Here is a 26565-nt window from a genome sequence, read left to right as displayed (position 1 = left end):
TGGCGCTGCGCGGCGCGACGAAGCGCGTTGCGTGCCCGCACCTGCTCCGGCGTCGGCTTCGACGCCGCCGGACGCGCACGCTCGACGGGCGCGTCGACCGTCACCGGCGGCAGGTTCGACTGCTGTGCGTCGGCATTCCCCGAGAACGACGCCGCAGCAATCAGTCCGGCAACGGCCGAAACCGCCTTGCCGGAATTTCCATCCACCTTCGCTTCAATTGAATTTCTTCCCGCGATCGAACGCAACGATCGCGGTGCTCTCGCCAGCCCCATTTCACAGCACCCCGTTATTTTTTGATCGTCCACGCACAGCCGCGTGATGGACGATGGTTCGGTGCTATCGATCGAAAAAAATCAGGTCAATGCGAACAGACGAACGAGACCCCTTGAATTTGTCCACTTCAAATCGATTCTAAATTTCGATTCTGAAATCGCTCTAAATAGCCGCGACATATTGATGCAACAAGGCCTTACGGCACTTGTCTTCGCGCGCGCGATCTTGCAGCCGTCAATCGCTGCTCGGCGGCTTCATCAGCGAGAACAATTCGTCGACCGTCCGCTGCGCGACAGCACGCACGCGATCTGTGTTGTCGACGCCGGCGATGTTGACGCCGTTGACGACGGCTTTGATCTCGTCGCGGAAGTCAGTGAGGAAGCGCAAGGGATCGCGCTGCTCGTTGGCGACGCGCGCGATCAGTCCCGTGATGAGAATCTGACACGCGATCAGCTTGCCGTTCAGCTCGTCCATCCTGCACTCCATTCGTGGCGGCGCCGATATGGACGATGCCGGATTTCCTGACAACCGAAACGCCGAGCCGCCGCCTTAGAACCGTTCTCGCCTGGGTAAATTCGGCAAGTCCGTGCCTCGCCTCCGCCGCCGCGCCGTCCAGTCCCTTCCTGTCTTGGCCACGCCGCCCGCGAGCATTACGAAGCTTTTGCACGTTCTTCGTTCACGCCGGGAAAATGCAGCACTGCACACCGCCGCGTCAGGCGGCTGCCTAGCGGGTGCAAAGCTTTCCGATTGTTTAGGTTTCTCAACCCATAGTGCTGTTTACACTGGAACTTGGCGTGTATTATACAAGCGCGCTGGAACCGTTTAATTGCCCCAAAATTTTTTGCTTTGGGCGTACGAGCCGACGCGAGCCGATATGAGAAAATCCCGGCCGATCCTCTGGATTCTGATCATCGCGGCCGTGGCCTCCGCGGGTTATTATGGTTGGCGGAAATTCGGCGAGGCCGGCAAGGCCCAGTCCGCTCAAAATAGCGGGCCACGCGTCCCGGCGGTGCCCGTGAGCGTCGCGACCGTCGATAAGACCGATTTCCCGGTCTTTTTGACCGGTCTCGGCACCGTTCAGGGCTTCAACACCGTCCAGGTCCGGACCCGCGTGGACGGCCAGATCGACAAGATCGCGTTCACCGAAGGCCAGATGGTCAAACAGGGTGATCTGCTGGTCGAGATCGATCCTCGCCCGTTCCAGGCAGCCCTCGACCAGGCCAAGGCCAAGAAGGCACAGGACGAGGCGAATCTCGCCAACGCCAACCTCGACCTTCAGCGCTACACCAAACTCGGCGAATTCGCGACGCGGCAACAAACCGACACACAGCGTTCCACCGTCGCCCAGCTCACCGCCCAGATCGCCGCCGACGAGGCCGCGATCGCCAACGCCCAGACCCAGCTCGACTACACCCAGGTCAAGTCGCCGATCACGGGCGTCGCCGGACTGCGCCAGGTCGATATCGGCAACATCGTCAACGCCTCGACCCAGACCGGAATCGTCACCATCGCGCAGGTCGAGCCGATCACGGTGATTTTCACGGCGCCCGAGGATCAGCTCCCCTATATCAGCGAAGGCCAGAAGGCCGGTGCGCTCAAGGTGCTCGCGCTCACCACCGACGGCAAGAAGACCCTCGCTGAAGGCAAGCTTGCCGTGATCAACAATCAGGTCGACACGACCAGCGGGACTATTCGGCTCAAGGCGGTGTTCGACAACAAGGAGCACACGTTGTGGCCGGGACAATCGGTTTCGACGCGCCTTCTGGTTCGGACCCTGAAGGATGCGACCGTGGTTCCCGATGACGCGGTCCAGCATTCGACCAACGGCCTCTACGCCTATACCGTCAATCAGGACAACAAGGCCGAAGTTCACAAGATCAAGGTCAGCTACTCCATCGACGGACGTTCCGTCGTCGACCAGGGGCTCAGCCCGGGGCAGCAAGTGATCACCGGCGGTCAATTCAAGGTGCAGCCCGGAAGTGTCGTGAGCACAGCCGTGGCGAGTTCGGATCCCGGCCAGAATAAGGTTCAACAGGAATGAACGCGGGCGGGATCTCGGCACCTTTCATCCGTTATCCCATCGGCACCTCGCTGCTGATGGCCGGCATCCTCTTCGTCGGTCTCGTCGCCTACCCCCTGCTGCCGGTCGCGCCGCTGCCGCAGGTTGACTTCCCGACCATCCAGATCACCGCGACGCTGCCGGGCGGCAGCCCGGAAACGATGGCCTCGTCCGTGGCCCAGCCGCTGGAGCGCCAGTTCGCCCAGATTCCCGGCATCGCCCAGATGACCTCGACGAGCTACCTGGGCACCGCGTCCGTCACCATCCAGTTCGACCTCAACCGCAACATCGACGGCGCGGCGAACGACGTGCAGGGCGCGATCAACGCCGCGAGCGGCCAGCTGCCGAAGAACCTGCCCTCGCCGCCGACCTATCGCAAGGTCAACCCGGCGGACGCCCCGATCCTGCTGCTCTCGGCCACCTCCGACACGCTGCCGCTGACCACCGTCAGCGACGCCGTCGACGCTCAGCTCGCGCAGCAGATCAGCCAGCTCTCCGGCGTGGCGCAGGTTTTCATCGGCGGCCAGCAGAAACCATCCGTCCGGGTTCAAATCGATCCGGCGAAGCTCGTCGCCAAAGGCCTGTCGCTGGAAGACGTCCGCAGCGCGATCGCGATTTCCACGGTCGACAGCCCCAAGGGCAACATCGACGGCGAAAAGCGCGCCTATACGATCTACGCCAACGACCAGCTCACCCAGGCCAAGGACTGGAACGACGTCATCATCGCCTATCGCAACGGCGGTCCCTTGCGAATCCGCGATATCGGCCAGGCGGTCACCGGGCCGGAGGACGCCAAGCAGGCGGCCTGGGCCAACGGCAAGCGCGGCGTGTTCCTGGTCGTGTTCAAGCAGCCCGGCGCCAACGTCATCGAAACCGTCGACAGGATCAAGGCGACGCTGCCCCGGCTCGTCGCCGCGATTCCGCCCGCGATCAAGATCGAGGTCATCAGCGACCGCACCACCACCATCCGCGCGGCCGTCGAGGACGTCCAGTTCACGCTGCTGCTGACGATCGCCCTCGTGGTCATGGTGATCTTCATCTTCCTGCGCAGCTTCTGGGCGACGGTGATTCCCACCATCACGGTTCCGCTGGCGCTGCTCGGCGCCTGTGCCCTGATGTGGGTGTTCGGCTATTCGCTCGACAATCTCTCGCTGATGGCGCTCACCATCGCGGTCGGCTTCGTGGTCGACGACGCCATCGTGATGCTCGAGAACATCACCCGTTACATCGAGGAAGGCGAAACTCCGCTCGCGGCGGCCTACAAGGGCTCCAAGGAAATCGGCTTCACCATCGTGTCGATCAGCATCTCGCTGGTCGCCGTGCTGATCCCGCTGCTGCTGATGGGCGGTATCATCGGACGCCTGTTCCGCGAATTCGCCGTCGTGCTGGCGATGACGATCTTCGTCTCGATGTTCGTATCGCTGACGCTGACGCCGATGATGGCCTCGCGGTTCCTGCGCGCGCATGGCGAGGTGACCCACGGCAAGTTCTACCAGTGGAGCGAGCGCGCCTTCGACGCGATGCTGCGCGGCTACGAATATGTGCTCGACCACGCCCTCGCCTGGCGCCGCACCACGCTTCTGATCTTCTTCGCCACGCTGGGATTGTCGGTCTACCTGTTCATCCTGATCCCGAAGGGCTTCTTTCCGCAGCAGGACGTCGGCCTGATCACGGCGACCTCGGAAGCCTCGCAGGACATCTCCTTCGCTGAGATGCAGCGGCGGCAGGTCGAGCTCGGCAAGATCGTGATGGAAGATCCCGACGTCGCGTCCGTCGCGATGAACATCGGCGGCAGCGGCCGCGCCGGCAACAACGGCAACATGTTCATCACGCTGAAGGGACGCAACGAACGCGACGCCTCCGCGCAGCAGATCATCGGCCGGCTGCGTCCGAAGCTCGAGAAGGTGTCCGGCGCCCGCCTCTACATGCAGGCGGCCCAGGACGTCCGGCTCGGCGGCCGCCCGACGCGCACGCAATTTGAATTCACCCTGCAGGATGCCGACCTCGGCGAGCTCAACGAATGGGCTCCCAAGATCCTCGCCAAGATGCAGACGCTGCCGCAATTGCGCGACGTCGCGACCGACCAGCAGACCCAGGGCACCACGGTCCAGCTCAAGATCAACCGCGACACCGCATCCCGCTACGGCATCCAGCCGCAGCTCATCGACGACACGCTCTACGACGCGTTCGGCCAGCGCCAGGTCGCCCAGTATTTCACGCAGCTCAACAGCTATCACGTGATCCTGGAGATCCTGCCGGAAATGCAGGGCAACCTCGATTCGCTGAACAAGCTCTATCTGAAGTCGCCGCTGACCGGCGATCAGGTGCCGCTGTCGACCTTCGCGACCTGGACCACCGATCCGGTTCGTCCGCTCTCGATCAGCCACCAGGGCCAGTTCCCGGCGATCACGATCAGCTTCAACCTCGCGCAGGGCGTAGCCCTCGGCCAGGCCACGGAAGCCGTGCAGAAGGCGATGGCCGATCTCGGCGCGCCGCCGACGCTCAATTCGAGCTTCCAGGGCACCGCGCAGGCGTTCCAGCAATCGCTGGGCACCGTGCCACTCCTGATCCTGGCGGCGCTCGTCGTGGTCTACCTGATCCTCGGCATCCTCTACGAGAGCTACATCCATCCGATCACGATTCTGTCGACCCTGCCCTCGGCCGGCGTCGGCGCGCTCCTGATCCTGATGGCGGCCGGCTTCGACTTCAGCCTGATCGCGCTGATCGGCATCATCCTGCTGATCGGCATCGTGAAGAAGAACGGCATCATGATGGTCGACTTCGCGATCGCCGCCGAACGCGACGGGCACAAGACGCCGGAACAATCGATCCGCCAGGCCGCGCTGCTGCGCTTCCGTCCGATCATGATGACGACGATGGCCGCGCTGCTCGGCGGCGTGCCGCTGATGCTCGGTCACGGCACCGGCGCCGAGATCCGCCAGCCGCTGGGTTACGCCATGGTCGGCGGCCTGATCGTCAGCCAGGCGCTGACCCTGTTCACAACCCCGGTCGTCTACCTCTATCTCGACGAGCTCAACAACTGGTTCTCGGGCTGGGGTCGCTCGGTCGAGGACGACGAGCACGAGGCGAGCGCGCACGGCACCGTCAAGGAAGCTGCGGAGTAAGCTTGCACCGCCGGCTTCGCGACGCTACAGCGAAGCCCTCGGTTCACGCCAACGCGGTCTCGTCATGCCCATGCAATCCAGACTTGTCGCCCTCGCCGCCGCAGCCCTGTTGTCGACGGGCATTGCGCACGCCCAGCAGGGCGCGAAGAAGAACGCGGCTCCCGCAGCCCCGGCAGCACAGCCGACACCCGCGCCGGCACCGGCCCAGCCGCAGGCTGACGCGCAACAAGGCGGCTGGATCGCACGCTGCACGAGCCCCAGCCGCGACGCTCCGCTCGAATGCGCCATGGAGCAGAACGCGGTCCTGACCAAGACCGGCCAGACCGTCATCCTGATCAACATCCGCATTCCGCCGGACACCCACACGCCGGTGGCGCTGCTCCAGTTGCCGCTCGGGCTCAACCTTCCCGTCGGCGCCAAGCTCCAGGTCGACGAAGGCAAGACGGTCGACCTGCAGATCCAGACCTGCGAGAATCGCGGCTGTTACGCCTCGGCGCCGATCGCGCCTGATCTGCTTGCGGCCCTGAGGTCGGGCAAGCAACTGAAGGTCTCCTTCCAGAACATGGCCAAGGAGACCATCGCGATCCCGATGCCGCTCACGGATTTCGCGGCGGCCTACGACAAGATCAAGTAGCAGGTCTCGTCCAGCCCGGCGACGGCGAGTTGCCGCCTCCGCGAGAGGCGGCGGCTGGGGCTGTGATTGCGGCCATCCTTCGAGACGCCCGCGTTCGCGGGCTTGTCAGGATGAGGTCTGGCTGCGCAGCGAACTCTTCGAACCTCGCGGTGCGGCGCCCGCGAACGCAGGCGGCTCGAGCCATGAAGGCCTGGAACTCTCCTACTGCCGCGCCATCTGCGCGTTGCCGACGGCATCGCCGTCGAGCTTCTGGTCGTCATGCATGGTCACGGTGACGCGCAACAGCCGTCCCTTGAACGCGAACGGCGCCTCGTAGTGCGAGACGGGGCTGCCGCGGTCGCGACCGATATCGAGACCCGACCACGAGATCAGCGTGTGGAAACCGAGTTGGGTCTGGAGCGCCCCCGCCGGCTCGCCGTCGATCAGCAGCGTGTATTCGGTAACGCCGGTGCGCGAGCCCTTGGCCGGCGGCTCCTCGCGCACGAGCCGCTCGACATGGACGCCGAGACGCCGCGCGCCTGACGGCACCTTGCGGTCCGAGCGCACGATCTGGTGACTGCCGCCGATGTTGAGATCGTGAACCAGAACGCCGTCCCTGACATAGAGACTGTAACCCGAAGTCGCGTCGCCATGCGAGATCAATACGCCATCGGCGCCTGCTTCGTCAGTCTCCACATGCGCCTCGATCGTGTAGCTGCGGCTGCGCACGTCGGGAGCAACGTCGGTCGGCACGTGGCCCATGCCGGCATGGAAGACGAAGTGGTGGCGCGCGCCGTGGAAGCGCGCCGCGTTCTCCGCGAAGCGCGGCCCGAAGCGGTCATCGAGCGGCAGGACGTTGTGCTTCTCGGCCTCGGCCCACCATAGCGCGATCATCCGGCCGAGCCGCTCGGACTCCGTCGCCGCGAGATCGTCGGTCTCGGAGAAGTCCCGGTCGAGATGGAACAGCTCCCATTTGTCCTTCTCGAACGGCGTTCCCGGCGGATGAAAGGCGACGGCCTTCCAGCCGTCCTGCCAAAGCCCGCGATGGCCGAACATCTCGAAATATTGCGGCGAGCTTTTCGAGGGCGCCGACGCATCCGTGATCGAACGCGCGAAGCTCTCACCTTCGAGCGGCATCTGGGGACAGCCCGCGATCTCGCGCGGCGCCTCGACGCCGATCAACTCAAGCAGCGTCGGCGTGAGGTCGCAGGCATGCACGAACTGATGCCGCAGTTCGCCCCGCGCGGTGATCCTGCCCGGCCAGTTGATGACGAAGGGATCGCGGATGCCGCCGCCATGGGTGTTCTGCTTGTAACGCCGCAGCGGCGTGTTGGAGGCCATCGCCCAGCCATGCGGAAAATTGCTATGCGTGTCGGGGCCGCCGATATCGTCGATGCGGGCAAGCTTCTCCGCGATCGGCTCCGGTTTGAAGTTGAACGGCCCCATCGCATTGACGAAGCCGAGCGGCCCGCCCTCCTGGCTCGCGCCGTTGTCGGACATCACGATGATCATCGTATTGTCGCGGACGCCGGCCGTCTCCAGGAACGCGACGAGGCGCGCGAGGTGGCGATCGGAATGGTCGAGCATGCCGGCGAAGGCCGCCTGCAGGCGCGTGAACACGCGGCGCTCGTCGGCCGAATGCTCCTCCCAGGCCTTGACGCCGTCGTTGCGCGGCGGCATCCGCGTCTCCTGCGGCACCAACCCCATCGCCTTCTGACGCGCGAGCCGCTGCTCGCGCTCGACGTCCCAGCCATGTGCGAAAGAGGCGTCGTAACCTCTGATGATGTCGGCCGGTGCCTGATGCGGCGCATGGCAGGCGCCCAGCGCGACCCATGTCAGCCAGGGAATGTCGGGACGATCGGCGACGTGATCGCCGATGAAGCGGATGGCCTGATCGACGAGGTCCTCGGTCAGGTGATAGCCGTCGGCAAAGGTGCCGGGCGGATCGATATGCGTGTTGTCCGAGACGAGCTCCGGCGCATATTGGTCGGTTTCGGCATCGAGGAAGCCATAGAAGCGATCGAAGCCGCGTCCCAGCGGCCAGCCGTCGAACGGACCGGTGGCACCGCTCTCCGTCAGCGGCGTGACGTGCCACTTGCCGACCATGTAATTGCGGTAGCCGTGCACACGCAGCATCTCGGCCAGCGTCCCCGCCTCGCGCGCGATCTTGCCGCGATAACCGGGATAGCCGGAGTCGAAATTGGCGAGACAGCCGACACCGACCGAATGATGGTTGCGGCCGGTGAGCAGCGCCGCGCGCGTGGTCGAGCACATCGCCGTGGTGTGGAAGCCGGAATAGCGCAGCCCTTCCGCCGCGAGCCGGTCGATGGTCGGCGTCCTGATCGCCGAACCGTAGCAGCCGAAATCGGAGAAGCCGACGTCGTCGAACAGCACCACCAGGACATTCGGCGCGCCCTCGGGCGGCTTCACGGCGTCCGGCCACCAGGGCTTCGACTCCGCGACGGTCTTGCCGACGGCTCCACGGAACGGCGTGCCGCTGCCTGCGCTCATCTGCTCCTCCCTGCTTCGGCATGCAAGCGGCCACAGTTGACCTGCGACCCGCCTCATCCTAAATTATAATCCGAATTATGATTATGATTTAACGCGGATGCAAGGCCCGATGCGGCAAGTGCCGGAGGAATCAGAACTCGCCGATTTCGACCTGCCGGGGGTCGCACCGTCGCGCCAGAAGCGCAGCCGGCAGACCACGCTGGCACTCCTGCGCGCCGGCGCGGAGATGCTGCGGACCCGCAGCCTGGCCGAGCTCTCGATCGAGACGCTGTGCGCCGAGGTCGGCGCGACCGTCGGCGCCTTCTACAGCCGTTTCGAGAGCAAGGAGGCCTATTTCAACGCCCTGATGGCGCTCGCTACGCGCGACGGTGAACAGCGTCTCGGCGAGATCAGGCGTCCCTCCCCCGATGCAAGCCTCGACAAGCTCTGCCACATCGTCGTCAGCGGCATCGTCGGCTGGATGCGGCATCACGAGGGCGTGCTGCGCGCGGCCCTGCAACATGACGACACGCGCCCGGACAAATGGACGCCGTTCAAGGCCCTGGCCGGCGCCACCACCGCGCGCGCAACCCCTCTTCTGCTCCCGGTCATGGGCAAGGGACGAAAAGCCGCGAAGACCCGCGCCATCGCCTTCGGCTTCCAGGTCGTGCTCGGCACGCTGGTGAATGCCATCCTGAACGATCCCGGCCCGCTGTCGCTGCACGCGAAGGAGATGGAAGCGCGGCTCGCCGGTTGCCTGGCGCTGCTGCTCCAGGCGGAAATCGATCAGTCCACGCCGAGATAGGCCTTCTGAACCTGCGGATCCACGGCGAGAGCAGCCGCCGTGCCGGACAATACGCTCTTGCCGACCTGGAGCACGGTGGCGAAATCCGACACTTCCAACGCGAGCTCGATCGACTGCTCCGCGAGCAGGATGGTCAGGCCCTCGCGGTGCAGACGGCCGAACGTCTCGTACATGGATTCGACCACCGCCGGCGCGAGGCCGAGCGACGGCTCGTCCAGCATCAACAGCTTCGGATCGCTCATCAGCGCACGGCCGACTGCCAGCATCTGGCGTTCGCCGCCGGACATCGTGCCGGCGCGCTGGTTGCGGCGTTCCTTCAACCTTGGAAAGATCTCGTAGACGCGTTCGAGCAGCGTGGCCTGACGCGACTTGTCATGCAGGGGCGTCGCGCCGAGCATCAGATTGTTCTCGACACTCTGCTGCACGAAGAGGCGCCAGCCCTCCGGCGAGAGCGCCAATCCCTTGCGCACGATCGCGAACGCCTTCTGGCCGGCGATCTCCTCGCCGCGAAAGCTGATCGATCCCGAATGAACGGGAATGAGACCCGCGATGGCGTTCAGCGTGGTGGTCTTGCCGCCGCCATTGGAGCCGAGCAGCGCCACGACGCTGCCGTCTGGCACGTCCAGCGAGACGTCCGAAATTCCGATCAGATCGCCGTAGCGCACCTCGAGGTGCTCGATCCTCAGCAACGGTCCGCTCATGCGCCCGGCCCGCCCAGCAGTTCGATCGGCGTGTGCCCCGCTGCCGCCTTCGCGGCGCGACGGCCGAGATAGGCCTCGATCACGGCGGGATTCGACGTCACCTCGCGCGGCGAACCACGGGCGATCTCCTTGCCCTGGTGGAACACCATCACCTGGCTGGCGAGCGACATGATCACTTCCATGATGTGCTCGACGATGACGAGCGTGATGCCGGAACGGTGGATGTCGCGCACGAGATCGATCGCGAGCTTCACCTCGTGTGCATTGAGGCCGGCCATGGCCTCGTCGAGCAGCAGGATCTTCGGCTCGGTCGCCAGCGCCCGCGCGATCTCCAGCCGCTTGCGGCCGGGCGTGCCGAGCGAGCGCGCCGGCGCATCCGCGAGCCTGGCCATGCTGACGCGCTCCAGCACGGCGCGCGCCTTCGTCTCGGCCTCCTTGCGATGCTGGGTACGCAGGAAGGCCCCGATCATCACGTTCTCGAGCACGGTCATGCCCTCGAACGTCTGCGGCACCTGAAAGGTGCGGGCGAGCCCGAGTTCGGCGCGCAGCTCCGGTGTGAGGTCCGTGATGTCGCGTCCGTCGAGCAGCACGCGGCCGGAGGTGGCCTTGAGATCGCCGGTCAGGCAATTGAAGAAGGTGGACTTGCCGGCACCGTTCGGCCCGATCAGGCCGAGGATGTCGCCCTGCTCCAGCGTCACGGACGCATCGTCCACGGCCTTGAAATTGCCGAACGCCTTGGTGATTCCGCGCGCCTCAAGGAGCATGCTTGGCTCCCGCGTCGTCTGCCGTCCTGGCGCGCGACCTGAACAGGCTCAGAATGCCGCCCGGCCGGAAGCGCGCGATCAAGACGATGATCGCGCCGTAGACAACGAATGTCAGGCCCGCGCCTTTGCCGCCGAGCCAGCTGTTGGAGATTTCCTCCAGCGGGACGAGGATCGCGGCGCCGACCAGCGGCCCGAACAAGAGCCCCGCCCCGCCGAGCGCCGCCATGATCAGGATCTTGACCGAGATCAGGATGCCGAGTCCCGACTCCGGATCGACGAAGCCGAACATCATGGCATAGAGCGCACCGGCGACGCTCGTCAGCGCCGCGCTCAGCATATAGGCGTAGAGCTTCGTGCGGCTCGCGGGCGCACCGAGCGAGCGCGCGGCGCGCTCGGAGTCCCTGATCGCGCGCAGGTAATATCCCATCCGGCTGTTGGTCATCCACCACGTGATCAGAAGCGTGATCACGAGGACGATGAGGAACAGATAGTAGTACGGCAGCGACGACAGGAACGAGAGATCGAAGATGTTCCGCGGCACGGTCGGCCCGGACAGACCGACGGCCGCACCGAGCCATTCGGTGTTGGTGACGATCAGCCGCATCGTCTCCGCGACCGCGATCGTCGCCATGCTGAAGTAGTGGCCGGACAGCCGCAGTGTCGGCACGCCGATGATTGCGGCCAGCCCGACCGCCAGCACGATGCCGCCGGGGATACCGAACAGCGGCGACAGGCCGAGCTTGGCGTAGGACCCCATCGCCGCATAGGCGCCGCAGCCGAAGAACACGACATGGCCGACCGACACCTGGCCGGCATAACCGCCGACGATGTTCCAGGCGGACGCCGCGATCGCGTAGAGCAGCACCAGCGCACCGAGGCGTTGCTGGAACGGCGAGGACAACAGCAGCGGATAGGCGATCGCGAAGGCTGCGACGGCCGAAAGCCAGATCCAGCGCCGCATCACATCTTCCCCATCAGGCCCTGCGGCCGGAACCAGAGGAAAAGCAGGAACAGGACATAGACCACGATGTCCTTGTAGATGGCACCGATGAGATAGCCCGACAGCGACTCGATCACGCCGATCAGGAGACCCGCGACGAGCGCGCCGGGCACGCTGCCGAAGCCGCCGAGCGACACCGTGACGAAGGCGACGATGCCGAGCGTCTCGCCGACGGTCGGCACGATGTAGAAGAAGTTCGCGATCAGCGCCCCGGCAAGACCGGTGGCGCCTGCCGCGATACCCCAGGCGATCGCCTGCATGGTGTCGGGACGGATGCCCATGAGCTGAGCTGCGGTCGCATCCTCCGCGACCGCGAGCATCTTCGAACCGAGCGAGGTGCGCGTCAGCAGCAGATGCAGGCCGAGCGTCACCAGCAGCGCAACGACCCCGGCGAGCAGCCGGGAGGCCTCGATACGCAGGCCCGCAAACGCATACGTGCCGCCGACGATGTTCGGCGGCATGGACAGGAAATTGGCCCCGAACCACCAGAACACGGAATAGCGCAGCAGCAGCGCAAGCCCGAACGTGCCGAGGATCTGGGCCAGCATCGGCCCTTTCATGATGTCGCGGATCAGGGTGAAGTAGACCACGATCCCGAGGGTGGCGAGCACCAGCGTAGCCAGCGGCGCGCCGAGGATCGGCCCTCCTCCCATCAGGGTATAGACGACATAGGCGACGTACATGCCGAGCATGACGAAATCGCCATGCGCGAAATTCACGATGTTCATCATGCCCCACACCAGTGTGAGGCCGGAGGAAAACAGGGCGTAGACGGCGCCAAGCAGAAGCCCGCCGACGATCACCTGCACGAGAACAAAGGACATGAGCTGCGTTGCTCTGATCAAATCGCTGCAAGAAAGGCGGGACCGAACGGCCCCGCCTTCAACAACTCACCAGCCCTTGTAGGGCAGCACCGGCGCCTTCTCGGCGCTGGCCTTCGGCCACACCGAGACGTAGTTCTCGCCATCCTGGAGCTGGATGATGGCGCCGGACGCGAGCACGTTCTGGCCCTTGTCGTCGAACTTCACGCCCCTGTAACCGATCATGAGTTGCTCGGGCTTCAGGTCCGTCGCCTTCAGCGCGGCCTGGATCTTCGCGGGGTCGGTCGAGCCGGCACGATCGATGGCCTCCGCCAGCACGAAGAAGCCCTGCATCTGCCGGGCCACGGTGTCGTCCATCTCCTCGCCGCTCTTCTTCTTGTACATGTCGGCGATGATTGCGGACGTCGAGCCGGATGGCCCCACGACCCAGGACGAGCGGTTGAAGACGCCCTGCGAGATCTTGCCGACCGCCTTGGTGAAGGACGGATCGGAATAGCCGGCGTCGTCGGCCAGCAGCACTGCGGGCTTGTAGTCCAGCGACTGCATCGTCTTGGCGAACAGGATCGCATCCGACGTGTAGCTGATCATGATGACGACGTCGGGCTTCTTGTCCTTGAGCTGGAGCACCTGCCCCTGCACGTCGGTCGCATTGACGGGATAGGCGATGTCGAGCGCGACGGCGTTGCCCTTCTCCTTGAACGCGGCGGCGATCGTGTTCGCGACCGAGGTGCCGTATTCGGTGTTGTCATGGACCAGCGCGACGCTGTCGGTCTTGGCGCCCTGCGTCTTGATGTCGGCGAGGAAGTCGACATAGATCTTGGCGAAGTCGGTGGCGATCGGCGTGGTGCGGAAGAACCATTTGAAGCCGCGCTCGGTGAGATTGGCGGCCACCGATTCGGAGTTCAGATAGGGAATGCCGTATTTCTCGGCGATCGCGCTCGACGTCAGCGTGATGCCGGACTGGTAGGCCCCGAACAGCGCCGCCACCTTGTCTTCCGTGATCAGGCGCAGCGCCTGGTTCTGCCCCGTGGCGGGGTTGCCCTGGTTGTCGGCGATGACCACTTCGATCTTGGCGCCGCCAAGACCCGCGAGGCCCGCGTTCTTCGCCAACGGGAAATTGCCGAGTTCGGGATGGGGGTTGTTGATGATATCCATGGCGACGTCGAGCGCCGCCTTGGCATGCGCGCCGATCGAGGCCGTGCCGCCGGACATCGGCAGGATAGCGCCGATCTTGACGACCTTGTCCTGCGCGCGTGCGCCCGAGGCGAGCGCAAGGGACATCGCGGCCGCGCAAAGCAGCCCGGTGACGTGCTTCCATGTCATGAAATCAGACCTCCCAAAGGGGTTTCCCCGACCAAGACTTTTTGGAAGCTGTGGCGCCGCCCGCTTCCGTTTGATTATTTTTTGGCGAGCGGAGGATGGCATGCCGACCGGGAACCGGCAAGGTGAAACGGGCTGCGACGATGCTGCACAAGGAAGCAGCAAAGCGCACGACGGCGGCCGCGCTCAATCGAACGTCGTTCACTGCAGGAAAGACAACCGTAGCGGCGCCATGAGACCCACTCGAGCGATCATGCCACGCACACCGCGACGGCGACGTGAATCCTTCGTTTGCAGGATTGCCGCGTCCGCTCGGCCGGCGCGGCCTTGATCACGTTCCATCGCGGAAGCGATCGATTGTTTGGCCCTGCGCCTTCAGCGAAATCGCCGGCCAAATGCCTCGCATGTCTGACGCCCCGCGCCCACCGCACGAATGCCGCGCCGATATGAAGTCGGCCGCAGGACCAAGCACAACTCCCCATTGATATCAGGCGTCCGGGCGATAGACTGCCGCCTTTCGTCTGGGGGTAAAGTTGTCGCAATTGCGAAATGCGGCCGGCGATATCGCCGGCACCACGGTGTCCACGCCGGGATACCGCGCTTTCTCAGTTCGTGCCCCAAACTGCACGGTCGCCTTCCTGATTTGCGCCATTGGGTTGAGCGTCGTCGGCGCCATTATCTATTCGGCTGTCGGCACGGCGGCCCCGGATCCTGCCCTGGCATCTCAACTCCTGGTCAGTTCGCTTCGTTACCTGCACCCGCAGCCTGCCCAGCGCGACACCTATGTTGCGCTGACCATTCTGGCGCCGCTTGCGATTTGGACATCCGTCAAGCTGTCCGCCACGCTTCGCTCTTCCGGGCCATGGGTGAGCTGGCTTCTGCCCGTCCTGCTTGTCGCCGGGATCGCGGTTACCGTTCCCCACGACGCGATCCTGTTTCCCTTTGTCAGGAACGGACTGATCGCATCGATAGCGGCCGTCGTCATCCTCGCCATCGCGTGCAGGTTCGACAAAGCAAGGATGCGCGCACTCGCGGCGCGGATCTTCGATGCCTACAAACGTCGCGAGCGCGAAATCCATCGTACCATCGTGCTCTGGTCCTGCGGTCTATCCGTGGTGCTGCCCCTCGCCTGGCGGGTCTTCAGCGATAGCAGCAACTTCGCCCTGTACGACCATTTCGACGCATTCCTCTATTCGATCGTACAGTCCTCCTACGGCGCAACATGTCTCGGCGACCTGTTGGTGCAATATGGATGCTACGGCGAGTTTCTTGCGCCTGTGTTGAAGGTCACCGGCCCCTCGATCGTCAGCATCGCCTTGATCATGGCGGCCGCGTCAGCCGTCAGCGCCTGCGCCATGGTCGTATTTGCCGGACGGCTCATCCACAGCCCGCTGATTCTGGCCATGTCGGTGATCTGGATCGGAATAGCGCAGAACAGGGTCTTCCTGCCCGATATCGCCCCGGATCCATACTTCCAGTACACGCCGTTGCGCGTGCTTTTCCCCGCTCTCAGTCTCTTGGTTGCGCTCTCGTGGCAGCGGCGACAGGCACCGGCCAAGGCGATCCTGGTCGGAGCGTTTTCCGGCCTGTCGATCTGCTGGAATTTGGAATCCGGAGCAGTCGTGGCTGTCGCGCTGCTCTGCTTCATCCTTCTCGGCGGGGCGACATCATCGCAGTTCTCATGGAGCAGATTGCGCACCAATGTCGGGCTCGGCGCCATCTATGCCGTTGGATTGCTGGCGGCGATCTGCGGTTTCGGCGCCTATCTGACCTTTCATTACGGTCACCCGCTGCAAATCGCCGATTACTTCGCGTTCGTGCGCATCTTCTACGACACCGGTTTCTTCATGATCCCGATGTCGTTTCCGGATCAATGGGTGGCGCTGATCGTTTGCGCGCTGCTCGTGCTGATCCGTTTCGCCATCCGAGCGGAGACTGGTCCCTATTCTGCCCGGCTCGAGCGAGCGTCATATCTCGCGATCCTGGCATTGGGGCTGTTCAGCTACTTCAACGCCCGTCCCGCCACGATCATCTTCCTCTATGTCAGTTGGCCATTCCTGATACTGCTCGGCTATCTCCTGGACACGTGGAAGCCGACGGGGACAGCGCTCCCCGACAGAGTGGCGAACTGGATGCTGACGGTTTTCACGGCCGGCGCTCTTTTCGTCGGAGTGGCGAACGCATCGGCCGGCGTCCCCCGCGTCGTGTTTTTCGCGATCAAGAACTGGAAGGAGATATTCCAGTGGGATGCCGATACAACCCTCCGGCGGCAGGTCGCGTTCATCAAGGCAACGAGTGACCCCGCATCCAGCTTGTCGATTTTCGCCTTTCATCAAGGCACGCTCTTGGCGAAGGTCGGGCGAGGTTCGGCCCATCCAGGACCGGGAATCATCGAGACGATGCGCCGGCGCGATGCCGAGATGCAGATTTCATATCTGGTCGACCATGGCCCTCAGCACCTCTTCATCGGCAAGGAAATCCTGGATGGAGAGGAAATTTGGTACAGCGCGGAGCCTTGGATCCGAAACAGCATGCCGACCATCATGCGGGCCTACGATGTCGACCGGTGGGATCCAGATGGAACGATCCTTCATCTCGTTCGGAAGGATGGTCATCCGGCGAAATGAGCGGCCGGCGGATTGCGCCAGCTCATGACCTCGTCGAGCACCATCCGCGCTTCAAGGACCAGACACGGGGCGGATGATCTGGCGCGACGGCTTGTCGTGACGCACGATAAGGACTGGACCGCGAACCCCGACGCAGCTATAGGAGCCCCAGCAATCGCCCGGTTCGCAAGACTTTTGCCCGGGATTGCAAAACTTCCGAAGAAAGCATAGCAATATCAGCTACTTCGGTGGGGAATGGTGTAACGGTAGCACAACAGACTCTGACTCTGTTTGTCTTGGTTCGAATCCAGGTTCCCCAGCCAATCGATTGCTCCCAAGCATCTGAATTTGTTCGTCTATTCCTCCCGTGAATCCTGGCGCTCGTCTTTGAATGCCTGTCACTCGGCGGACGCGGCAGCAAAGTGGATTGCGGGGACATCTATCGGCCCTGTCGATGCATCGCCGCCTGCCCGGCTAGCCTAGCCGTTTTCGGGGGAGCCTCCGGATGGCCGATGATTCCTGCCGTGATTCGAATCGCGGGATTCAAGAGGCGGCTGACGACCAACGGCGTCGATTGTTCAGGCACGGCTTTGCGCTGTTCCTGCTCGGGCTGTTGACCGGACTGGCCGAACAACACTTCACCAACGTCCGGATGGGACTCGCCGCGCATCTCGAAGGCGTGATGAACGGCACCTTCCTGATCGCGGTGGGCGCCGCCTGGGACCAGATCAACCTCACCGCGCGCGTGAAGACCGCGGCCTATTGGATTCTTCTCGCCGGCACTTACGGCAACTGGCTGGTGACCATGCTTGCCGCCATCCTCGGGACCGCGGCCCTGTCTCCGATCACCGCAGCCGGCCACGGTGCCTCTGCGTTGCAGGAATCCGTCGTCACGTTCGGCTTCGTTGCGATCGGCCTCGCGATCATCGCCGGCGTCAGCCTCGCGCTGTTCGGGCTGCGACCCAAGCGGTCATGACCACGCGCGGTCGTGCGGCCCTTTCGGTCGATGGCCGCGCACAATGCGTCGGCCGCCCATCGGCGGCCGGCGTATTCGACGATGTCAACCGGCCGGGATCGCGTGAGGAAACGTGGCCTCAGCTATCGAACCCTGCCGGAATGAACGCCGGCAGCTTGTCTTCGATGAACTGCTTCACCTGCGGAGACCTGAAGACGTCGATGAACGCCCGCAGCCGCGGATCGTCCTTCTTCTCCGGCTTCGCCGTGAAGCGCAGCACCAGCCCCTCGTCGATCGTGCGGTCGATGATCAAGGCCGATTTCGGATCACCGCCGGCGGGAATGAGGTAGGTGATGTTGACGAGCCCGAGCGTCACGTCGTCGAGCGACCGGTAAGTCTGCGCGGGATCGAGCTCGACGATCTTCAGGTTCTTCGGATTGTCGACGATGTCGAACTTGCTGACCGAAAATCCCTTGCCGGGAGCCAGCTTGATGAGGCCGGCCCGCTCCAGCAGGATGAGGCCGCGGGCACCGTTCAGCGGCTCGTTCGGGATCGCCACCGAGTCGCCCGACTTGACCTCGTCGAGCTTCTTGATCTTGCGTGAGAACAGGCCGACCGGCGCGATCACGCCGACCTTGTCGACCTGAACGAGGTTCAGGCCACGCTGCTTGTTCTGAAGCGCGAGATAGGTCGCGTGCTGGAAGAAATTCGCGTCGACATCGCCATTGGCGACGACTTCGTTCAACGCGACCCAATCCGACAATTCGACGACCTTGACGTCGATCCCCTTCTCCTTGGCGAGCCCGGCCGCGAATGCGGCCAGTTGCGCGACGGGGCCGGCGCTGGTCGCGATCTTGAGTGGCTGCTGCGCACTCGCGGTCCCCGTCCAAGCCAACATCAGGCCCGCGAGCGCGGCCAGCAACGTCCTCGACTTCGTCATTCCAACGTCCCTCTTTCGCAACATGGATCAGGCGGCCTTGCGGGCATTGTTGCCGCCGGCTTCCGCGCTCGCGAGCGCCTGCGTGAGATCGGCCAGGATGTCGTCGGGGTGCTCGATTCCCACCGAGAGGCGGACATAACCCGGCGTCACGCCCGCGGCGTGTTGCTCGTCGGCGGTGAGTTGCTGGTGCGTGGTCGATGCCGGGTGAATTGCCAGCGAACGCGCATCGCCGATATTGGCGACGTGGTAGAATAACTTCAGCGCATCGATGAAGCGGCGCCCGGCCTCGACGCCGCCCTTCAGTTCAAAGCCCACCAGCGCGCCGTAACCCCCGGTCAGATAAGCGTCGGCCCGCCGACGGTTCTCCCCACTCTGAAGACCCGGGAAGATCACATGCGAGACGGACGGATGCTGGGAGAGGAAATTCGCCACCTTGATCGCGTTCTCGTTGTGCTGGCGGATCCTCAACGGCAAGGTCTCCAGCCCCTGGATGAACTGGAACGCGCTCTGCGGCGCGATCGATGCGCCGAGATCACGCAGCAGCTTCACCCGCGCACGCAGGATGTAGGCGATTGGGCCCAGCGGCTTCGCCGCTTCCGTCCAGATCGCCCCATGATAGGCATCGTCTGGCGTGTTCAGCAGCGGAAAACGTTCGGCATGGGCCGCCCACTCGAAATTGCCGCCATCGATGATCGCGCCTCCGATCGAGGTACCGTGACCGCCGACATATTTGGTGGTCGAATAGACGACGACCGCAGCGCCGTGCTCGAACGGACGCGCGATCAACGGCGCCGCCGTGTTGTCGAGGATCAACGGCACGCCCAGCGAACGGCCGATGTCGGCCACTTCCTTGATCGGGAACACGTTGAGCTTCGGATTCGGCAGCGTCTCGGCAAAATACGCGCGGGTCTTCGCATCGGTGGCACGGCGGAAATTTTCGGGGTCAGAAGGATCGACGAAGCGCACTTCGACGCCGAACTGCTTCAACGTCTGCGACAGCAGCGTCCACGTTCCGCCATAGAGATCGGTCGAGGACACGATGTTGTCCCCGGATTGCGCCACATTGAGGATCGCGAACGCAGTGGCGGCCTGCCCCGAGGCGACGGCGAGCGCGGCCACGCCGCCCTCGAGCGCGGCAAGCCGCGTTTCGAATGCCTCCTGTGTCGGATTGCCAATGCGCGTGTAGATCGGCCCGAGCTGCTCGAGCGCGAAGAGACGCGACGCATGGTCGGCATTCTCGAACTGGAACGACGTCGTCTGATAGATCGGAACCGCCACCGCGCCGGTTGCGGGATCGGCGCGATACGATCCGCCGTGCAGCGCAAGCGTTTCAAACTTCTTCGTTTCCAAAGTCATTCGGAGTTTCTCCTGATCCATCGACCGACACGCGATGGCAAAATGATGCGTGTCGTTTTCCGGACTGTCGAGCGGGCTGGAAAAATAGCGATGCGCGTGCTGCCTCGCCCCGCTTCCGTAATCCGTTTCTTTCCGGCTGTCGGTTGATCGGAGTTTATTCGTCCCGTCGTTCAGCCAGGGATCTGCCTGTCCGCCAGGAGGCCGGCCTGCCACGATCGCGCACGACTCCATCCTGCGAAGCGAGCAAGCCCGCGTCGCGCCACACAGAGACCGGAAAGATTTCCCGCAGACGTCGAACGGGAGAGCATTTCTCACGCGCCCGCGATGGCGCGCGCGCCTATCTCATGCTTTCGAGGAGCGGAAAACCGCCGACGCCATGCACGGCAAGTTCACGACGTCGCCGCGCGATGTTCGCGAAACGCTGCCGCCAGCGCCCCCAAGGCCGCCCGGGACCGCCGATCCGTCAAGGACGAATGAAGCACGACTTCGGATGAAGGCAGCCTGGGAAGCCCGAACTGATCTCCGACATCGATGGTGCCGGCCGGCGCGATCCGATACGACAGCGGAGCGATCGCCAACCCTGCCGAGACGGCGGCATGAACCGCGGACGATCCGCCTCCCAGAAACACTTCAGTCCAACTTATGCCGGCCGCGTCCAGCGCCTGCGTCGCGACATTGCGCACGCCGCAGGTCGGAGCCAACGCAGCGAGCCGCAGCGGTTCGCCTTGCCTGTGCTGAAATCCCTGTGCCGCAAACCAGCCGAAACGCTCCTGTGCCAGCGTCTCTCCATCCCGACGATCGTCTTCGCGCTGAACGATTGCGGCATCGAGGCGTCCCTGGTCGAACAGATCGAGAAGCCTGCGCGAACTCTCGAGCTGCACCTCGATCGTCAAATTCGGGTCGTGAGCATGCAGCCGCGCCAGCAGGGTCGGAACCTCCGGGCCGGCGACGTGAGCGGCGATGCCAAGGCCAAAGTGGCGCGGAGGCGCATTGAGGCCCGCGATCGCGCGCTCGTGAGCCGCGATGAATTCCCGTGCTCCCTCCACGAAGGCCGCCCCCTGTGCCGACAGCCGCACCGATCGCGGCGTCCGCTCGATCAAGCGATGGCCGATGCGCTCCTCGAGCCGCTTCAGCTTCACGCTGATCGCCCCCTGCGTTGTCCCGAGAGCCTCGGCCGCGCGCGTGAAGCTGCGCAGATCGGCCACCATCACGAAGGCTCTGACGGCATCGACATCAAGCGAGAGCATTTCATCATCCAGATCTGTTGTCTCTGAAATGTATATCGATGCGATTTTGTTGTGATCAAGGGGCTCCTATGTTCGCGCGACATCTGACGCCGAACGGTGAACCCGGAGCCCCTTCCCTGGTCGAACGGATCTCTCCGCCTGCGTCAACATTCCGCATCAGGCTTGGAGATAGTCGGCCATGACGACCTCAAAGACACGACAAAACACGATCGCCCTGGCTGCCGCTTGCCTTGCCTCCCTGATGTTCGGGCTGGAAATCTCCAGCGTCCCGACGATCCTGCCGACACTGGAGACGGTGCTTCACGCCGACTTCCAGCAGCTCCAATGGATCATGAACGCGTATACGATCGCCGTCACCGCGGTACTGATGGCGACGGGCACGCTGGCGGATCGCTATGGCAGGAAGCGGGTGTTCGTCGTCGGTATCCTCGTCTTCGGCCTGGCTTCCCTGATCTGCGGACTCGCCGGGAGCGCGCTCGTGCTGATCTTGAGCCGCTTCCTCCAGGGAATGAGCGGCGGCGCCATGCTGATCTGTCAGGTCGCGGTCCTCTCTCACCAATTCCAGGAAGGACCAGAGCGCGCGAGAGCGTTCGCCGCCTGGGGCATCATCTTCGGGATCGGTCTCGGATTCGGTCCCCTGATCGGCGCGGCAATCGTCGCGATCTCCGGCTGGCAATGGGTCTTCCTGGTTCACGCCGTCATCGCCATCGTCACGACCGCTCTTGCCGTCACCGGCGTACAGGAGTCGCGCGACCCCGACGCGAAGCATCTCGACATCGCCGGCATCGCGACACTCTCGGTATCGGTGTTCTGCGTGGCCTTCTACATCACGCAAGGCCCCGACTTCGGCTTCCTCAGCCCGACGGGCCTCGCGATCATCGCAACGGCCGTCCTGAGCTTCGGCGCCTTCGTGCTGGCCGAGACACGCAGCACCCGCCCGATGTTCGATTTCTCCGTGTTCCGGATACGGGCCTTATCCGGCGCGCTGCTGGGGTCCGCCGGCATGAACTTCAGCTTCTGGCCCTTCATGATCTATCTTCCGATCTTCATCCACAGCGCGCTGGGCTACGGCAACGTGGCAGCGGGCCTTGCGCTGCTGGCCTATACGCTCCCGACGCTGGTGGTTCCTCCGCTGGGCGAACGGATGTTGTTGAGATTTGGAGGCGGCGTCGCGATTCCGGCCGGCCTCTTCACGATCGGCCTCGGCTTCATGCTGATGTGGATCGGCAGCGGCGTCGAGAGCCCCGATTGGCTGACGCTCGCACCCGGATGCCTGCTCGCGGGCATCGGCCTCGGCCTGACCAACACGACGGTCACCAATACGACGACCGGATCGGTGTCGAGCGCACGCGCCGGCATGGCGTCGGGCATCGACATGAGCGCCCGAATGATCTCGCTGGCGATCAACATCGCCATCATGGGCTTCATCCTGATCGCAGGCATATCCTCCTGGCTCGGCGCCAGATTTCCCGGAGCGCTCGATCCAAGCCGCCTGCAACATCTCGCGCAGGCAATAGCCGGCGGCAATGCGCGCTTGACCGACTTCCCGGAACTGGCCGCCGTACCGGCGGCAGACATCGCCGTCCATGACGCGCTGGTTCACGGCTTCAGGCTGGTGATGCTGTATGGATGGATTTCGGTCTGGATTCTGGCCCTGTCGAGCTTTCTGATCTTTGACAGGCGACGCGCGGCGCGAAGCGATCTTTCGCCGAGCGGCGAAGAACAAGACGGCCTCCCCTGCTCATCATCCTAGCCGTGCGACAAAGACCATCATGAGATCCGCCGCCGGCGGCAACGCGCTACACCAGCACCTTCTGGTCGAGATAGGGCTTGCCGCCGCGCGAATGCTGCACCGATCCGCCGCGTGCTTCGATGACCGGCAGTTCGGCCAGCGCGTCGACGACATGATACATCGTGGGAAGGTCCGTCCATGCCGCGCGGCGGAAACGCACCTCGCCCCGCCCGACCTGTCGCGATTCAATCGTCATGTCGGGGTCGGCCGCAGGCGTCAAAGTGACCTGGCTCAGCGCATGCCGACCCCAGTCCCCAGTGCCCGGGACATATTTCAGCATCAACGTGCCATCGGACGGAGCCACCGGCCGCTCGGCAGCCCGCAGGTCTGCCACGGAGAGATCGAGGAATCGAAAGCCCATCCAGCCGGCCGAGCAGATCTGCGTCCCGTCCCACTGCCGTGGCGCATCCACCTCCGCATAGAGCTTCGGATGACCGATCTCGTCCCGTCCCGTGATGATGGGATCGGCAAGGTTCTCCCAGACCACGGCGAGGAACCGTCCCGCCGCGTGGTCCCGCGTGCCGTCGAAACGCGCCGGCCAACCGACATGGACCATGGTGTAGCCCCGGCCGGCAAGCCAATCGATCCCGGTCATGTAGTGGAATTCGACGGTGACCACGGGATCGCCGACCAGCGCAAACCCGTCGGGCAAATGGCGTTCGAGCAGCGCCGCGTCGGTCAGGAAGCTTGCCGCAACCGAAAGCCGGCGAGGACTGTTCGCCCTGTCCGCGACGATGCCGGGCGGCAGTTGACGCGGCCCCGGAGCCGGCCCGAAATGGGTCGGCATCCGATAGATGCGTCGGGCCTCGAACCGGTAACTCATCGCGAACTCGCTGAAGGCAGCGAGTCCAGAAGCGGCCGTGCGAGGTGCAGGACCTCGTAGGCGACCGCCGGCCCGTCTCCGGTCGGCTCCTGTTCGGAGAGCTGGATACGCGTGAGGCTCCAGGCCCGCGGATCGATCCCGACGACGGCAGCCACCGTTCCCGGCCGCTCCGCGATCTGCCGGTTGCGTTCGATCTCGGCGGCGATGGCGGACGTGAGATCGGCATCGATCGGAATCTGCTGCTCGTCAACGTAGACGAAACGGGCAATGCCCGCCCGGCCCCTTCGCGCATCGAGAGCGAAGCGCGTCTGGATCTCCGCCCGCCCGAAGCTGTCCGTCACCGTCTTGTAGCGGCCGTCCATCAGGAAATCGCGGAAAGCCTCGTCCTTCCGCCAGAGATAGAGCGAGGAATAGCTGCTGGCGATGGCGCCGAACCGGCCCCGCTCGCGTAGCAGGAACCCCTTGAAATATAGTTCCGGCGTTACGTCCCACAACGCGCCACGCACCTTCGCGCGGTCGCGGATGATCCCGATATCGTAGTCGGCCGGGAGCCGGTGGATGTAATGAGCGATGGTCATCTTGGCATTTCTCCTTCGCGGACTCTGATGCTGCAAAGATAGCGAGCAGTTGATCATTTAAAAACGGCATGTAATCATGTTTCAATGATTGCCATTTTCAATGATTGACCATGAAAACGCTGGACATCGAGGCGGTGCAGGCCTTCGTGCTGACCGCAGACCTGAAGAGTTTCACTCGCGCGGCCGAAGTGATGAGCACGACGCAGTCGGCCGTCAGCCTGAAGATCAAGCGCCTGGAGGACGAACTCGGTCGCCGGCTGCTGGACCGTACGCCCCGGCTCGTGCGCCTGTCGGCCGATGGCAGCACGTTTCTCGAGCCGGCCCGGACGTTGCTGGCGGCCCATCATGGCGCGGTCGATTGCTTTGGGCTCGAGCGGCGGCGGCTCGTCGTCGGCATCAGCCACCACATCGTGGGTGCGGAGCTACCGATCCTGCTGCGGCGGATGAAGGGTGCCGAGCCGCGGCTCGTGCTCGAAATCCGGGTGTCCACATCCGGCCATGTGCTGGACGAATTCGACCGCGGCGCCACCGACGCCGCGATCGTGCTGCGCCACGACAGCCGGCGCCGCGGTGGCGAGGTCGTCCTGACGGAGTCGTTCGGATGGATGGCCGCGCCGGATTTCGAGCAACACAGCGGAGAGCCGCTGCGCCTCGCCACGCAGGCTGACCCCTGCAGCGTGCGCAGCATGGCGGTGGATGCGCTCAACAAGGCCGGCATCGCCTGGACCGAAGTCTTCATCGGCGGCGGTGTCGCCACGATCGGTGCCGCCATCTCGGCCGGCCTTGCCGTCGCAGCGCTGGGGCGGCGCGTCGCCCCGGCCGGAACCATCGATGCCGGCGCGCAACTGGGCTTGCCGCCTCTTCCTTCCCGCGACGTGGTGTTGCACGCACGTCTCAGAGACCGGCAGACGAAGAATTCCTTGAAGGCGCTTGTTGCCGCCATTCGCGCGACGGCGGTCAAATTCTAACCTGGCATCAGAGCCCGCTCGCGGCAACGCCTGGCCGCCGCCTGGATGCATCTCCCCGCACGCGCGGGATCACCTCAAGTGCAAAGCGCCGCATCTCAGCTTCAAACGGCTGGAACTGGAGCATGAAGAGCTCGATACCGGCGGCGTGGAACGCCTTGATCCGCTCGGCGACCTCGTCATAGCTGCCGACCAGGCCCGCCGCGGTGCCGCCATTGCTGCCGACGCGCGCCGTCTTCTGCATGATCTGCATCATCACCACCTTCGGATCGGTGTTCAGCTTCTGGATCGCCTTCATCGGCGCGTCCTTGGCCGCAAGGCTCAGCAGCCTTTCATAGGCCGCCTGCGCCTGCTCCGTCGTCTCTCGCGCGATCACGAAGGCGGACAGGCCAAAACGCAGCGGCGGGACCGCGCCGCGCGGGCGCGCGGCAACATCGGCGATCAAGCCGGCGACATCCTCCAACGGCTGGCCATTGATGAACCAGACGTCGCCATGGCCCGCGACCAGTTCGCGGGCCGGCTGCGACTCTCCGCCGACATAGATCATCGGACGGCTGCGATACGCACTGGTCGGCCGCAACGCATAGTCGGTGACGTTGAAATGCTCACCTGCATAGGTGAGACGTTCGCCCTCCATGAGACGCGAGACGACCGATATCCACTCCCGGCCGTAAGCATAGCGGGCGTCATGCTCCGGGAAGCCGATTCCCGCCTTCTCCAGCTCGGGACGATTCCAGGCATTGACGAGGTTGATCGCAAAGCGGCCACGGCTGATGTTCTCGATGCCGAGCGCGAGCTTGGCCAGGACCACGGGATGATAGAGATAAGGCTTGATCGCCGCGATGATCTCGATCCGCTTGGTCAGCGCGGCGATCGCAGCCGCGGCACTCCAGGCTTCGAGCTGGTCGAGATCTTCCTGATGCGGATTGATCGTATGCTGCGCGATCAGGGTGGAATCGTAACCGAGTTCTTCGGCGGCAAGCACCAGATCCCTGTTGCGTTCCCATGACGCGTCATACGGTTCCTCGGGATCCTGATGTGCGGCACGCGGACCATGCACCAGCGCCCAGATGCCGAAGCGAAGAGGCGTCGTCGTCATCGTGCTCTCCCATCCATTCCGGTCCCGTGACGGAGGCCGAAGCCTCTTGTTGCCAATGAATGACGCGCGATCAAGCACGCCGAACATCAAAAGATATTCTTTGTCGCGCGCCGCGCTGTAACGACATCAGAACACTCCGCAACGAACGACAATTGAAAAACCGCTCTATTTCTGTCGGCGCGAATTCGTGGGACATTTTGTCGAGACGGCAAGTCATTTGCCGACGCACCTCC

Annotated in this window: 21 protein-coding genes, 1 tRNA gene and 1 pseudogene; 9 read left to right on the top strand and 14 right to left on the bottom strand. The window is 64.1% G+C overall.

Annotated features, from left to right (window positions below; genetic code table 11):
• Positions 1–272: pseudogene (locus QM712_RS12955) on the bottom strand (TonB-dependent siderophore receptor); the annotation flags it as partial.
• 235 nt (positions 273–507) lie between these two features.
• Positions 508–747, bottom strand: a complete 240-nt coding sequence (locus QM712_RS12950) for a hypothetical protein (RefSeq protein WP_415023491.1) — start codon at positions 745–747, stop codon at positions 508–510.
• 400 nt (positions 748–1147) lie between these two features.
• On the opposite strand from QM712_RS12950, the gene QM712_RS12945 reads away from it, so the two are divergent.
• The 3 genes from QM712_RS12945 (at position 1148) to QM712_RS12935 (ending at position 6091) form a co-directional block, all read left to right on the top strand.
• Positions 1148–2314 (top strand): efflux RND transporter periplasmic adaptor subunit, encoded by a 1167-nt coding sequence (locus QM712_RS12945; RefSeq protein WP_415023490.1) that lies wholly within the window; start codon positions 1148–1150, stop codon positions 2312–2314.
• On the top strand, positions 2311–5457 hold the full coding sequence (locus QM712_RS12940) for a multidrug efflux RND transporter permease subunit (RefSeq protein ID WP_415023489.1): 3147 nt from the start codon (positions 2311–2313) through the stop codon (positions 5455–5457). The genes QM712_RS12945 and QM712_RS12940 overlap by 4 nt, the downstream gene beginning before the upstream one ends.
• Positions 5458–5521: 64 nt before the next feature.
• Positions 5522–6091 carry an invasion associated locus B family protein gene (locus QM712_RS12935; protein WP_415023488.1) on the top strand — a complete coding sequence of 190 codons (570 nt, stop codon included), beginning with the start codon at positions 5522–5524 and terminating at the stop codon, positions 6089–6091.
• Between the two features lie 201 nt (positions 6092–6292).
• On the opposite strand, the gene QM712_RS12930 is transcribed toward QM712_RS12935, so the two are convergent.
• Complete coding sequence (locus tag QM712_RS12930; protein ID WP_415023487.1) at positions 6293–8581, bottom strand: arylsulfatase; 2289 nt, start codon at positions 8579–8581, stop codon at positions 6293–6295.
• A 109-nt stretch (positions 8582–8690) separates the two neighbouring features.
• Here QM712_RS12930 and QM712_RS12925 point away from each other — a divergent pair, with 109 nt between their 5' ends.
• A complete protein-coding gene (locus QM712_RS12925) occupies positions 8691–9365 on the top strand; it encodes a TetR/AcrR family transcriptional regulator (RefSeq protein WP_415023486.1) in 675 nt (224 codons plus the stop codon).
• On the opposite strand, the gene QM712_RS12920 is transcribed toward QM712_RS12925, so the two are convergent.
• The 5 genes from QM712_RS12920 to QM712_RS12900 form a co-directional block, all read right to left on the bottom strand.
• Positions 9347–10066, bottom strand: a complete 720-nt coding sequence (locus QM712_RS12920) for an ABC transporter ATP-binding protein (RefSeq protein WP_415023485.1) — start codon at positions 10064–10066, stop codon at positions 9347–9349. The two genes, QM712_RS12925 and QM712_RS12920, sit on opposite strands and share 19 nt — an antisense overlap.
• Positions 10063–10830 carry an ABC transporter ATP-binding protein gene (locus tag QM712_RS12915; RefSeq protein WP_415023484.1) on the bottom strand — a complete coding sequence of 256 codons (768 nt, stop codon included), beginning with the start codon at positions 10828–10830 and terminating at the stop codon, positions 10063–10065. The genes QM712_RS12920 and QM712_RS12915 overlap by 4 nt, the downstream gene beginning before the upstream one ends.
• Positions 10820–11791 carry a branched-chain amino acid ABC transporter permease gene (locus QM712_RS12910; RefSeq protein ID WP_415023483.1) on the bottom strand — a complete coding sequence of 324 codons (972 nt, stop codon included), beginning with the start codon at positions 11789–11791 and terminating at the stop codon, positions 10820–10822. Before QM712_RS12910 ends, QM712_RS12915 begins: the two co-directional genes overlap by 11 nt.
• Positions 11791–12654 carry a branched-chain amino acid ABC transporter permease gene (locus QM712_RS12905; protein ID WP_415023482.1) on the bottom strand — a complete coding sequence of 288 codons (864 nt, stop codon included), beginning with the start codon at positions 12652–12654 and terminating at the stop codon, positions 11791–11793. Before QM712_RS12905 ends, QM712_RS12910 begins: the two co-directional genes overlap by 1 nt.
• Positions 12655–12720: 66 nt before the next feature.
• Positions 12721–13974, bottom strand: a complete 1254-nt coding sequence (locus QM712_RS12900) for an ABC transporter substrate-binding protein (RefSeq protein WP_415023481.1) — start codon at positions 13972–13974, stop codon at positions 12721–12723.
• 530 nt (positions 13975–14504) lie between these two features.
• On the opposite strand from QM712_RS12900, the gene QM712_RS12895 reads away from it, so the two are divergent.
• The 3 genes from QM712_RS12895 to QM712_RS12885 all read left to right on the top strand — a co-directional run bounded on the left by QM712_RS12895 (position 14505) and on the right by QM712_RS12885 (position 17553).
• Positions 14505–16598: a hypothetical protein gene (locus tag QM712_RS12895; RefSeq protein WP_415023480.1), complete on the top strand. Its 2094-nt coding sequence runs from the start codon at positions 14505–14507 to the stop codon at positions 16596–16598.
• A 228-nt stretch (positions 16599–16826) separates the two neighbouring features.
• Positions 16827–16900: transfer RNA gene (locus QM712_RS12890), tRNA-Gln, on the top strand.
• Positions 16901–17082: 182 nt separating this feature from the next.
• Entirely contained in the window at positions 17083–17553 is a 471-nt protein-coding gene (locus tag QM712_RS12885; RefSeq protein ID WP_415023479.1) for a hydrogenase, read from the top strand.
• Positions 17554–17671: 118 nt separating this feature from the next.
• Here the strand turns inward: QM712_RS12885 and QM712_RS12880 are convergent, their stop codons facing one another.
• The 3 genes from QM712_RS12880 to QM712_RS12870 all read right to left on the bottom strand — a co-directional run bounded on the left by QM712_RS12880 (position 17672) and on the right by QM712_RS12870 (position 21075).
• Positions 17672–18472 carry a MetQ/NlpA family ABC transporter substrate-binding protein gene (locus QM712_RS12880; protein ID WP_415023478.1) on the bottom strand — a complete coding sequence of 267 codons (801 nt, stop codon included), beginning with the start codon at positions 18470–18472 and terminating at the stop codon, positions 17672–17674.
• Positions 18473–18499: 27 nt separating this feature from the next.
• Positions 18500–19828, bottom strand: a complete 1329-nt coding sequence (locus tag QM712_RS12875; protein WP_415023477.1) for an O-acetylhomoserine aminocarboxypropyltransferase/cysteine synthase family protein — start codon at positions 19826–19828, stop codon at positions 18500–18502.
• A gap of 389 nt (positions 19829–20217) precedes the next feature.
• Complete coding sequence (locus QM712_RS12870; RefSeq protein ID WP_415023476.1) at positions 20218–21075, bottom strand: LysR family transcriptional regulator; 858 nt, start codon at positions 21073–21075, stop codon at positions 20218–20220.
• Between the two features lie 178 nt (positions 21076–21253).
• Here QM712_RS12870 and QM712_RS12865 point away from each other — a divergent pair, with 178 nt between their 5' ends.
• The gene (locus QM712_RS12865; protein ID WP_415023475.1) at positions 21254–22828 is read left to right on the top strand and encodes an MFS transporter; all 1575 of its coding nucleotides are present in this window, start codon (positions 21254–21256) and stop codon (positions 22826–22828) included.
• 46 nt (positions 22829–22874) lie between these two features.
• Here QM712_RS12865 and QM712_RS12860 read toward each other — a convergent pair whose 3' ends face one another.
• Together QM712_RS12860 and QM712_RS12855 are read right to left on the bottom strand one after the other, a co-directional pair.
• Entirely contained in the window at positions 22875–23690 is an 816-nt protein-coding gene (locus tag QM712_RS12860; protein WP_415023474.1) for an acetoacetate decarboxylase family protein, read from the bottom strand.
• Positions 23687–24268, bottom strand: coding sequence for a DUF4865 family protein (locus QM712_RS12855; RefSeq protein ID WP_415023473.1), 582 nt, complete (start codon positions 24266–24268; stop codon positions 23687–23689). Before QM712_RS12855 ends, QM712_RS12860 begins: the two co-directional genes overlap by 4 nt.
• A 110-nt stretch (positions 24269–24378) precedes the next feature.
• On the opposite strand from QM712_RS12855, the gene QM712_RS12850 reads away from it, so the two are divergent.
• The gene (locus tag QM712_RS12850) at positions 24379–25236 is read left to right on the top strand and encodes a LysR family transcriptional regulator (protein WP_415023472.1); all 858 of its coding nucleotides are present in this window, start codon (positions 24379–24381) and stop codon (positions 25234–25236) included.
• A 7-nt stretch (positions 25237–25243) separates the two neighbouring features.
• On the opposite strand, the gene QM712_RS12845 is transcribed toward QM712_RS12850, so the two are convergent.
• The gene (locus QM712_RS12845) at positions 25244–26332 is read right to left on the bottom strand and encodes an LLM class flavin-dependent oxidoreductase (RefSeq protein WP_415023471.1); all 1089 of its coding nucleotides are present in this window, start codon (positions 26330–26332) and stop codon (positions 25244–25246) included.
• Between the last annotated feature and the right edge of the window lie 233 nt (positions 26333–26565).

It is taken from the genome of Bradyrhizobium sp., from assembly GCF_047605465.1.
Lineage (GTDB): Bacteria > Pseudomonadota > Alphaproteobacteria > Rhizobiales > Xanthobacteraceae > Bradyrhizobium.
The sequence above is the reverse complement of the archived record's forward strand: the minus strand, read 5'-3'. Positions and strand labels throughout refer to the sequence as shown.

Excerpts from the sequence above, each read along its gene's own strand:
- QM712_RS12950 (WP_415023491.1), bottom strand. The coding sequence starts at position 747 with ATGGACGAGCTGAACGGCAAGCTGATCGCGTGTCAGATTCTCATCACG.
- QM712_RS12945 (WP_415023490.1), top strand. The coding sequence starts at position 1,148 with ATGAGAAAATCCCGGCCGATCCTCTGGATTCTGATCATCGCGGCCGTG.
- QM712_RS12940 (WP_415023489.1), top strand. The coding sequence starts at position 2,311 with ATGAACGCGGGCGGGATCTCGGCACCTTTCATCCGTTATCCCATCGGC.
- QM712_RS12935 (WP_415023488.1), top strand. The coding sequence starts at position 5,522 with ATGCCCATGCAATCCAGACTTGTCGCCCTCGCCGCCGCAGCCCTGTTG.
- QM712_RS12930 (WP_415023487.1), bottom strand. The coding sequence starts at position 8,581 with ATGAGCGCAGGCAGCGGCACGCCGTTCCGTGGAGCCGTCGGCAAGACC.
- QM712_RS12925 (WP_415023486.1), top strand. The coding sequence starts at position 8,691 with ATGCGGCAAGTGCCGGAGGAATCAGAACTCGCCGATTTCGACCTGCCG.
- QM712_RS12920 (WP_415023485.1), bottom strand. The coding sequence starts at position 10,066 with ATGAGCGGACCGTTGCTGAGGATCGAGCACCTCGAGGTGCGCTACGGC.
- QM712_RS12915 (WP_415023484.1), bottom strand. The coding sequence starts at position 10,830 with ATGCTCCTTGAGGCGCGCGGAATCACCAAGGCGTTCGGCAATTTCAAG.
- QM712_RS12910 (WP_415023483.1), bottom strand. The coding sequence starts at position 11,791 with ATGCGGCGCTGGATCTGGCTTTCGGCCGTCGCAGCCTTCGCGATCGCC.
- QM712_RS12905 (WP_415023482.1), bottom strand. The coding sequence starts at position 12,654 with ATGTCCTTTGTTCTCGTGCAGGTGATCGTCGGCGGGCTTCTGCTTGGC.
- QM712_RS12900 (WP_415023481.1), bottom strand. The coding sequence starts at position 13,974 with ATGACATGGAAGCACGTCACCGGGCTGCTTTGCGCGGCCGCGATGTCC.
- QM712_RS12885 (WP_415023479.1), top strand. The coding sequence starts at position 17,083 with ATGGCCGATGATTCCTGCCGTGATTCGAATCGCGGGATTCAAGAGGCG.
- QM712_RS12880 (WP_415023478.1), bottom strand. The coding sequence starts at position 18,472 with ATGACGAAGTCGAGGACGTTGCTGGCCGCGCTCGCGGGCCTGATGTTG.
- QM712_RS12875 (WP_415023477.1), bottom strand. The coding sequence starts at position 19,828 with ATGACTTTGGAAACGAAGAAGTTTGAAACGCTTGCGCTGCACGGCGGA.
- QM712_RS12870 (WP_415023476.1), bottom strand. The coding sequence starts at position 21,075 with ATGCTCTCGCTTGATGTCGATGCCGTCAGAGCCTTCGTGATGGTGGCC.
- QM712_RS12865 (WP_415023475.1), top strand. The coding sequence starts at position 21,254 with ATGACGACCTCAAAGACACGACAAAACACGATCGCCCTGGCTGCCGCT.
- QM712_RS12860 (WP_415023474.1), bottom strand. The coding sequence starts at position 23,690 with ATGAGTTACCGGTTCGAGGCCCGACGCATCTATCGGATGCCGACCCAT.
- QM712_RS12855 (WP_415023473.1), bottom strand. The coding sequence starts at position 24,268 with ATGACCATCGCTCATTACATCCACCGGCTCCCGGCCGACTACGATATC.
- QM712_RS12850 (WP_415023472.1), top strand. The coding sequence starts at position 24,379 with ATGAAAACGCTGGACATCGAGGCGGTGCAGGCCTTCGTGCTGACCGCA.
- QM712_RS12845 (WP_415023471.1), bottom strand. The coding sequence starts at position 26,332 with ATGACGACGACGCCTCTTCGCTTCGGCATCTGGGCGCTGGTGCATGGT.